The 7,433-nt window shown below is 76.1% G+C and carries 10 protein-coding genes; 8 read left to right on the top strand and 2 right to left on the bottom strand.

The genetic code is table 11. The features are described 5' to 3' along the window. The first annotated feature begins 29 nt into the window (after positions 1-29). The 8 genes from ACFXGA_RS36290 (at position 30) to pcaC (ending at position 6,175) form a co-directional block, all read left to right on the top strand. Complete coding sequence (locus ACFXGA_RS36290; RefSeq protein WP_378096362.1) at positions 30-626, top strand: maleylpyruvate isomerase N-terminal domain-containing protein; 597 nt, start codon at positions 30-32, stop codon at positions 624-626. Between the two features lie 245 nt (positions 627-871). Beyond that, positions 872-1,669: a CoA transferase subunit A gene (locus ACFXGA_RS36295; RefSeq protein WP_378096337.1), complete on the top strand. Its 798-nt coding sequence runs from the start codon at positions 872-874 to the stop codon at positions 1,667-1,669. Positions 1,670-1,692: 23 nt separating this feature from the next. Continuing rightward, positions 1,693-2,418, top strand: a complete 726-nt coding sequence (locus tag ACFXGA_RS36300) for a CoA-transferase subunit beta (protein ID WP_378096365.1) — start codon at positions 1,693-1,695, stop codon at positions 2,416-2,418. A gap of 40 nt (positions 2,419-2,458) precedes the next feature. Further along, a complete protein-coding gene (gene pcaH, locus ACFXGA_RS36305) occupies positions 2,459-3,166 on the top strand; it encodes a protocatechuate 3,4-dioxygenase subunit beta (RefSeq protein ID WP_378096340.1) in 708 nt (235 codons plus the stop codon). Continuing rightward, entirely contained in the window at positions 3,159-3,722 is a 564-nt protein-coding gene (gene pcaG, locus ACFXGA_RS36310) for a protocatechuate 3,4-dioxygenase subunit alpha (RefSeq protein ID WP_378096344.1), read from the top strand. Before pcaH ends, pcaG begins: the two co-directional genes overlap by 8 nt. Then, a complete protein-coding gene (gene pcaB, locus ACFXGA_RS36315) occupies positions 3,697-5,070 on the top strand; it encodes a 3-carboxy-cis,cis-muconate cycloisomerase (protein WP_378096347.1) in 1,374 nt (457 codons plus the stop codon). Before pcaG ends, pcaB begins: the two co-directional genes overlap by 26 nt. Continuing rightward, the gene (gene pcaD, locus ACFXGA_RS36320) at positions 5,067-5,816 is read left to right on the top strand and encodes a 3-oxoadipate enol-lactonase (RefSeq protein ID WP_378096350.1); all 750 of its coding nucleotides are present in this window, start codon (positions 5,067-5,069) and stop codon (positions 5,814-5,816) included. The genes pcaB and pcaD overlap by 4 nt, the downstream gene beginning before the upstream one ends. Further along, positions 5,813-6,175, top strand: a complete 363-nt coding sequence (gene pcaC / locus ACFXGA_RS36325) for a 4-carboxymuconolactone decarboxylase (protein ID WP_378096353.1) — start codon at positions 5,813-5,815, stop codon at positions 6,173-6,175. The genes pcaD and pcaC overlap by 4 nt, the downstream gene beginning before the upstream one ends. Positions 6,176-6,313: 138 nt before the next feature. Here pcaC and ACFXGA_RS36330 read toward each other — a convergent pair whose 3' ends face one another. Next, a complete protein-coding gene (locus tag ACFXGA_RS36330) occupies positions 6,314-7,012 on the bottom strand; it encodes a DUF3618 domain-containing protein (RefSeq protein WP_378096356.1) in 699 nt (232 codons plus the stop codon). Then, the gene (locus tag ACFXGA_RS36335) at positions 6,988-7,308 is read right to left on the bottom strand and encodes a phage holin family protein (RefSeq protein WP_378096359.1); all 321 of its coding nucleotides are present in this window, start codon (positions 7,306-7,308) and stop codon (positions 6,988-6,990) included. The genes ACFXGA_RS36330 and ACFXGA_RS36335 overlap by 25 nt, the downstream gene beginning before the upstream one ends. Positions 7,309-7,433 lie beyond the last annotated feature (125 nt).

Raw genomic sequence — 7,433 nt, forward strand, 5'->3', positions numbered from 1 at the left:
GGTATGCGACGGACGCTAGCACACGTGCGGTGGAGGGGTGTGCCGGTGTCCGGGGGGGCCCCGGGTGGGGGCCCCGGGGGGGGGGGGACGCTATCTGCGCCCCCCCCGCGGCGCGCGGCGGGGAGGCCCACCGCGCCGCGACCGCCGAGCACTCGGCGCGGCTGGAGCGGGCGTGGGCGGCGGTCCCGGACTGGTCGGAGCCGGCCGAGGAGGGCGTCGAGGACCCGCTGCCGCCGGTGTTCACCCGCCTGCGCGAGGTGTGGATCCACCTGCTCGACCTCGACCTGGGCGTCCGGCCCGCCGAGTGGGACGTGGACTTCGCGACGCACACCGTCGGCGTCCTGCTGCCGCGCCTGCCGGACGGGGTGGCGTTGCGGGCGACCGACGTGCCGCGCACGTGGGTCGCGGGCGCGGGCGTTGGCAGGGAGGTCGCGGGCGCGGGCGTTGCGGGCAGGGAGGTCGCGGGCAGGGAGGTCGCGCGTGCGGAGGTCGTGGGCGGGGTGCGCGACCTCGCCGCCTGGCTCGCCGGCCGGACGCCGGACGGGCCGCCCGTCTCCGCCGCGCCGCTGCCGGGTCTCGGGCCGTGGCCCGCCTACCCGGCCCACCGCCGGGACCTGCCGCGCTGAGCCGGCGCGTCGCGCAGGTCCGCCGGGGGCGAACGCCCGGTCCGAGAGCGGCGCGGCACCCGGGTCGTCGCCCGCGGTCACGCGACCGGGCCGGTCGCCCGGGCGTCACGCGCGAAGCCGGTCGATCCCGCGGCCCGGTCCGCGCTTCCGGTCAGTGGAAGATCCCGTTGACCCCCGGACGCGGCGCTCAATAGCGTGCGCCGCACGGAATCGCCGGTTCCGGCCGCGTCCACCCGGAGGTCGGATTGGCCACCATCGCCCCCCTCGCGGAGGCCGTCGCCCAGGTCGTGCGCGACGGCGACACCGTGGCGTTCGAGGGGTTCACGCACCTGATCCCGTTCGCCGCCGGGCACGAGGTGATCCGGCAGGGCAGGCGGGACCTGACCCTGGTCCGGATGACGCCCGACGTGCTGTACGACCAGCTCATCGGCGCGGGGTGCGCCCGCAAGCTGGTGTTCTCGTGGGGCGGCAACCCGGGCGTCGGCTCGCTGCACCGGTTCCGCGACGCCGTGCGCAACGGCTGGCCGCGACCGCTGGAGCTGGAGGAGCACAGCCACGCGGGCATGGCCAACCGGTACGTCGCCGCGGCGTCCGGGCTGCCGTTCGCCGTGCTGCGCGGCTACACCGGCACCGACCTGCCCGCCCACACCGCCAACGTCGCGTCGGTGACCTGCCCGTTCACCGGCGAGGTGCTGACCGCCGTCGCCGCGCTGCGGCTGGACGCCGCGGTGGTGCACGCGCAGCGCGCCGACCGGCACGGCAACGTCCAGCTCTGGGGCATCACCGGGGTGCAGAAGGAGGCGGTGCTGGCCGCCACCCGCTCGCTGGTCACGGTCGAGGAGGTCGTGGACGAGCTGGAGCCGCGGCCGGGCGCGGTGGTGCTGCCGTCCTGGGTGGTGGACTACGTCGCCGAGGTCCCGGGCGGCGCGCACCCGTCCTACGCGCACGACTACTCCGTGCGGGACAACGACTTCTACGTGGCGTGGGACGAGATCAGCCGGGACCGGGAGAAGTTCGCGCAGTGGCTGGAGGGCATCGCGTGACCGCGGACTACAGCGCCGACGAGATGATGACGGTCGCGGCGGCGCGGGCGTTGCGCGACGGCGCGGTGTGCTTCGTCGGCATCGGGCTGCCCAGCACCGCGGCCAACCTGGCCCGCCGCACGCACGCGCCGGACCTGGTGCTGGTCTACGAGTCCGGCACGATCGGCGCGAAGCCGGACCGGCTGCCGCTGTCGATCGGCGACGGCGTGCTGGCCGACACCGCGGTCGGCGTGGTCGGCGTGCCGGAGATCTTCAACTACTGGTTGCAGCCCGGCCGGATCGACGTCGGCTTCCTCGGCGCGGCCCAGCTCGACCGGTTCGGCAACATCAACACCACCGTGATCGGCGACGACTACCGCCGGCCGGACGTGCGGCTGCCCGGCGCGGGCGGCGCGCCCGAGATCGCCGCGTCGTGCCGCGAGGTCGTCGTGGTGGTGCGGCAGACCCGGCGGGCGTTCGTGGAGCGGGTCGACTTCGTCACGTCCGTCGGCTTCGGCTCGGGACCGGGGGAGCGGGAACGGCTGGGCCTCACCGGCGCCGGGCCGCGGCTCGTGATCACGGACCTGGGCGTGCTGCGGCCCGACCCCGACACCTGCGAGCTGGTGCTCACCGAGCTGCACCCCGGCGTCGACCCGGCGACCGCGCGCGAGCGCACCGGCTGGGACCTGAGGGTCGCCGACGACCCGGGCCGCACCGAGCCGCCGACCGCGCGCGAACTCGCCGTGCTCCGCGAGCTGACCCGCCACTAGCCACCACCCCCCGCCTCGGCACGACGAACAGGAGAACGCGGTGCCGACCTACCGCTCCGACACGCCGTCGCACCCGCCCGTGTCCTTCCCCGAGTACCGGTCGAACGCGCTGCGCGCGCCGCACCGGCCGTTCGAGCTGCTGCCGCAGCGGCTGACCGAGATCACCGGCCCGCTGCTCGGCGAGGGCCGGGTCGGGCCGCACGACCACGACCTGACCGCCGGCCACCCGGGCGAGCCGCAGGGCCAGCGGATCATCGTCTCCGGCCGGGTGCTGGACGGCGACGGCCGGCCGGTCGCGGGCACCCTGGTGGAGGTGTGGCAGGCCAACGCGGCCGGCCGGTACCGGCACGACGCCGACCGCCACCCCGCGCCGCTCGACCCGAACTTCACCGGCGTGGGCCGCACTGTCACCGACGCCGAGGGCCGCTACTCGTTCACCACGATCCAGCCCGGCGCGTACCCGTGGCGCAACCACGACAACGCCTGGCGGCCCGCGCACATCCACTTCTCGCTGTTCGGCACCGCGTTCACGCAGCGGCTGATCACGCAGATGTACTTCCCGGGCGACCCGCTGTTCGACCAGGACCCGATCTTCAACTCGGTCCGCGACCCGAAGGCCCGCGCGGCGATGGTCGCCCGCTTCGACCTCGACACGACGGTGCCCGAGTGGGCGCTGGGCTACCGCTGGGACATCGTGCTGCGCGGCCAGAACCCGACACCGCTGGACGAGGGGGACGACGATGAGTGAGCTCCGGACGACGCCGTCGCAGACCGTCGGCCCGTTCTTCTCCTTCGGGCTGGTGTGGGAGGACGGCCCGTTCGTGGTGCCGGAGGGCACGCCCGGCGCGTTCCGGATCGGCGGCACGGTGTACGACGGCGCGGGCGCGCCGGTGCCCGACGCGGTGGTCGAGACGTGGCAGGCCGACCCCGACGGCCGGTTCGACCACCCCGACGACCCGCGCGGAGCGGTGCGCTGGAAGGATTTCCGCGGCTTCGGCCGCAGCGCCACGGACCCGGAGGGGCGGTACTCGCTGCTGACCGTCAAACCGGGCCCGTTGCCGGTGGCCGGAGGCGGCCTGGAGGCACCCCACCTCGACGTGTCGGTCTTCTGCCGGGGCATGCTGGTGCGGCTGGTCACGCGCATCTACTTCCCCGACGAGGAGGCCAACGCCGCGGACCCGGTGCTCACCTCGATCGACGACCCGGCCAGGCGGGCCACGCTCGTCGCGGCGAGCGACCCGCCCGGCTACCGCTTCGACATCCACCTGCAAGGGGAGCATGAAACCGTCTTCTTCGACCTCTGAGCACGGAGCCCGGTCGCCGGGCGAGCGCTCGCTGTGGGGCGCGCTGTTCACCGATCCCGACGTCGAGGCCGAGGTCTGCGACCGGGCGTGGCTGCGCGCGATGCTGGACTTCGAGCGCGCCCTGGCCATCGTGCAGGCCAGGGCGGGCATCGTGACCGAGGAGGCGGCCCGGATGGTGGTCACCGCCATCGACGTCGGGCACTACGACCCGGTGGCGATCGGCGAGGGCTCGCTGACCTCCGGCACGCCGGTCGTGCCGCTGGTGCGGGCGATCGGCGCGCACGTCACCGCCGAGGGCCGCGCGGCCCTGCACAACGGGGCCACCAGCCAGGACGTGCTCGACACCGCGCTGTCGCTGGTCGCCTCCCGCGCGCTGCGGCCGATCCTCGCGGGCCTGCGGGCCGTGGCCGCGGAGTGCGAACGGCTCGCCGAGCGGCACCGCGACACCCTCATCGCCGGCCGCACCCTGACCCAGCACGCCCTGCCCACCACGTTCGGGCTCAAGTGCGCCGGCTGGCTGGTCGCCGTGGACGAGGCGGTGGACGCGCTGACCCGCGTGCGCGAGGAGCGGCTGGCCGTGCAGTTCGGCGGCGCGGCGGGCACGCTCGCGGCGGTGCCCCGGGGCGGCGACCCGACCGGGCAGCTGGCCGCCGAGCTGGGCCTGGCCGCGCCGCTGATCCCCTGGCACACCAACCGGACCAGGGTGGCCGAGCTGGCGGGCGCGCTGGGCGCGGCGTCCGGGGTGCTGGCCAAGATCGCGCAGGACGTGGCGCTGCTCGCCCAGACCGAGGTCGCCGAGGTGGCCGAGGCCGACGGCGGCACGTCGTCGGCGATGCCGCACAAGCACAACCCGGTGCGCGCGGTGCTGGTGACCGCGGCCACGCGTCGCGTGCCGGGGCTGGTGGCGACGGTGCTGGCGGCGATGGCGCAGGAGCACGAGCGGGCGGCCGGCGCGTGGCACAGCGAGTGGCAGACCGTGACCGAGCTGCTGCGGCTGGTCGGCGGCGCCGTGCGCGGCACCCGCGAGCTGCTGTCGCGGCTGCGGGTGGACCCGGAGCGCATGCGCCGCAACCTCGACCTGACCGGCGGGCTGCTGATGGCCGAGAACGTGGCCGTCCGGCTGGCGGACCGCGTCGGCCGGTCCGAGGCGCAGGAGCTGGTGGCCGAGGTGTGCCGGACCGCGGTCGCGGCGGGCCGGCCGCTGCGCGACGCGCTGCTCGCGGACCTGCGGATCGGGCTGTCGGAGCAGGAGCTGGACGAGACGCTCGACCCGGCCGGGTACACCGGCGGCGCGGGCGAGTTCACCGACCGCGCCCTCGCGGCGCACCGGGGGAGGGAGCGGCGGTGAAGCCGCACTACGAGCTGAGCGGGCCGCCGGACGCGCCGGTCGTGGTCCTGGGCAACTCGCTGGGCACCACGACCGCGATGTGGGAGCGGCAGCTCCCCGTGCTGGAGCGGCGGTTCCGGGTGCTGCGCTACGACCACCGCGGGCACGGCGGGTCGCCCGCGCCGGCCGGGCCGTACCGGATCGACGACCTCGCCGACGACGTGCTGGAGCTGCTGGACGCGCTCGGCCTGGCCCGGGTGTCCTACTGCGGGGTGTCGCTGGGCGCGATGGTCGGCATGTGGCTCGCCGGGCACGCGCCCGAGCGGATCGAGCGGCTGGTGCTGTGCTGCACGGCGGCCGCGTTCCCCGCGGCGCGGCCGTGGCTGGACCGCGCGGCGGCGGTGCGGGCGTCCGGCACGGGCTCCATCGCGTCCGCCGCGGTCGAGCGCTGGTTCACGCCCGCGTTCCGCGAGCGGTCGCCGGAGGTGGTGGCCGCGTTCGCCGCCGGATTGTCCGAAGTGGACGACGAGGGGTACGCGGCGTGCTGCGACGCGCTGTCCACACTGGACCTGCGGTCCGTGCTGCCCGCGATCGAGGCCCCGACGGCGGTCGTCGCGGGCGAGCGGGACGAGGCCACGCCGCCGGACTGCGGGCGGTGGATCGCCGACGCCATCCCCGGCGCGTCGTTCCACCTGCTGCCGGCCGCGCACCTGGCGAACGTGGAGGCGGCGGACGAGGTGTCGGCGATCCTGGAGGCGCACCTGTGAGCTTCGACGACGGGATGCGGGTGCGGCGGGAGGTGCTCGGCGACGAGCACGTGGACCGGGCCGTGGCGGGCGCCGACGCGTTCACCGCGGACTTCCAGGACTTCATCACCCGGTACGCGTGGGGCGAGGTGTGGGCGCGCCCGGGCCTGGACCGCCGCACCCGGTCGTGCGTCACGCTGGCGTTGCTGGCCGCGCTGGGGCACGAGCGCGAGCTGGCGATGCACGTGCCCGCGGCGCTGCGCAACGGCGTCACGGCGGACGAGATCAAGGAAGTGCTGCTGCAGGTCGGCGTCTACGCGGGCGTGCCCGCCGCCAACCGCGCGTTCGCCGTGGCGCAGCGGGTCCTGGCCGAGGGCTGAGCCCCGGGTCGGGGAAGGGCGACGATCCGCGCCGGGGCGGTGTGCGCCGCGTCGGGGGATGACGATGTCCGGTGCGATCGGACCGGCGCGCCGCGGGCGGCACCACCCGACCGGGCCGGCGCCGCCCGCGGCGTGGGGTCACCGGTCGCGGGTCTCGGACTTGACGTGCTGGCCGGACTCGCGGGCGTGCTGGCCGACCTCCTGGGCCGAGCCCTTGGCCTGCTCCGCGGTCGTCTGCGAGGCTTCCCGGGCCACGTTCTTGACCTGGTCCGCCGCCTCGCCGACCATCGTGCCCGCCTCCTCCTTCAGCTTCTGCGCGGACTCGGCGAGGGCCTCCTTCACCGGCTCCACCGCGCCGCCGGCGCGTTCGCCGAGCTGCCGGACGGCGTCCTGCTCGGCCCGCGTGGCCGGGATCAGCGTGGCGATCAGCGCGCCCGCCCCGAACGCGATCAGCCCGGCGGCCAGCGGGTTGCCCCGGGCCTGCTGCCGGGCCTGCTCCGGCGCGTTCTGCACGGCGTGCGCGGCCTCCTGCGCCTTCCCGCCCACCGCGGACGCGGCCTGCTGCGCCTTGTCGCCGACGGTCGAGGCCGCGTCCTGCGCCTGCCCGCCCACGGTGGACGCCATGCCCGCCGCCCGGTCCTGCAGCGTCGAGGCGGTCTCCGGAACCGTGCCCATGACTCGCTCCTTCACCGTGCTCATGCGGTGCCGCACCCGGTCCACCCGGCGCTGCGCGATGTTGCGGGGCCGGGTGTGGTCGACGATCCGGTTGGCGTCGGCCACCAGCTCGGCCCGGGTCCGGTCGATGTCGTGCCTTATTTGGTCGGGTGACGGGCCCATTCCGCGTCCTCCTTCAGGGTCTCGATGGTGCGCTCCGGCTTGGGGTTGACCTTGCGCAGCCGGGCGCGGCCGGCGGAGAACAGGGCGAACCCGGCGATGCCCCACAGCACGGCGACGACGAGCGTCGCCCAGCCCAGCCCCAGGAACGTGGCCAGCCCGAACGCCAGCGCCAGGCTGAGCAGCACCGCGGTCATGTACCCGGCGAACCCGGCCGCGCCGAGCATCCCGGCGGCCTTGCCCGCCTTCGTCGCCTCCTCGCGGATCTCCGCCTTGGCCAGCTCCAGCTCCTGCCGCATCAGCCGCGACAGGTCCTGGGGGAGGACGCCCGCCGGGAGCTCCGGCGGAGGGGACACCCCCGGGGCCGGGGCCGACCCCCCCCGCCCCCCGGGCGGGGGGGCCCCCGCGGCGGGGCGCGCTAGAC

The sequence above is a fragment of the Actinosynnema sp. NPDC059335 genome, from assembly GCF_042752395.1.
In the GTDB taxonomy this organism is placed as follows: domain Bacteria; phylum Actinomycetota; class Actinomycetes; order Mycobacteriales; family Pseudonocardiaceae; genus Actinosynnema.

Excerpts from the sequence above, each read along its gene's own strand:
- pcaB (WP_378096347.1), top strand. The coding sequence starts at position 3,697 with ATGAAACCGTCTTCTTCGACCTCTGAGCACGGAGCCCGGTCGCCGGGC.
- ACFXGA_RS36330 (WP_378096356.1), bottom strand. The coding sequence starts at position 7,012 with ATGGGCCCGTCACCCGACCAAATAAGGCACGACATCGACCGGACCCGG.
- ACFXGA_RS36300 (WP_378096365.1), top strand. The coding sequence starts at position 1,693 with ATGATGACGGTCGCGGCGGCGCGGGCGTTGCGCGACGGCGCGGTGTGC.
- pcaG (WP_378096344.1), top strand. The coding sequence starts at position 3,159 with ATGAGTGAGCTCCGGACGACGCCGTCGCAGACCGTCGGCCCGTTCTTC.
- ACFXGA_RS36335 (WP_378096359.1), bottom strand. The coding sequence starts at position 7,308 with ATGCGGCAGGAGCTGGAGCTGGCCAAGGCGGAGATCCGCGAGGAGGCG.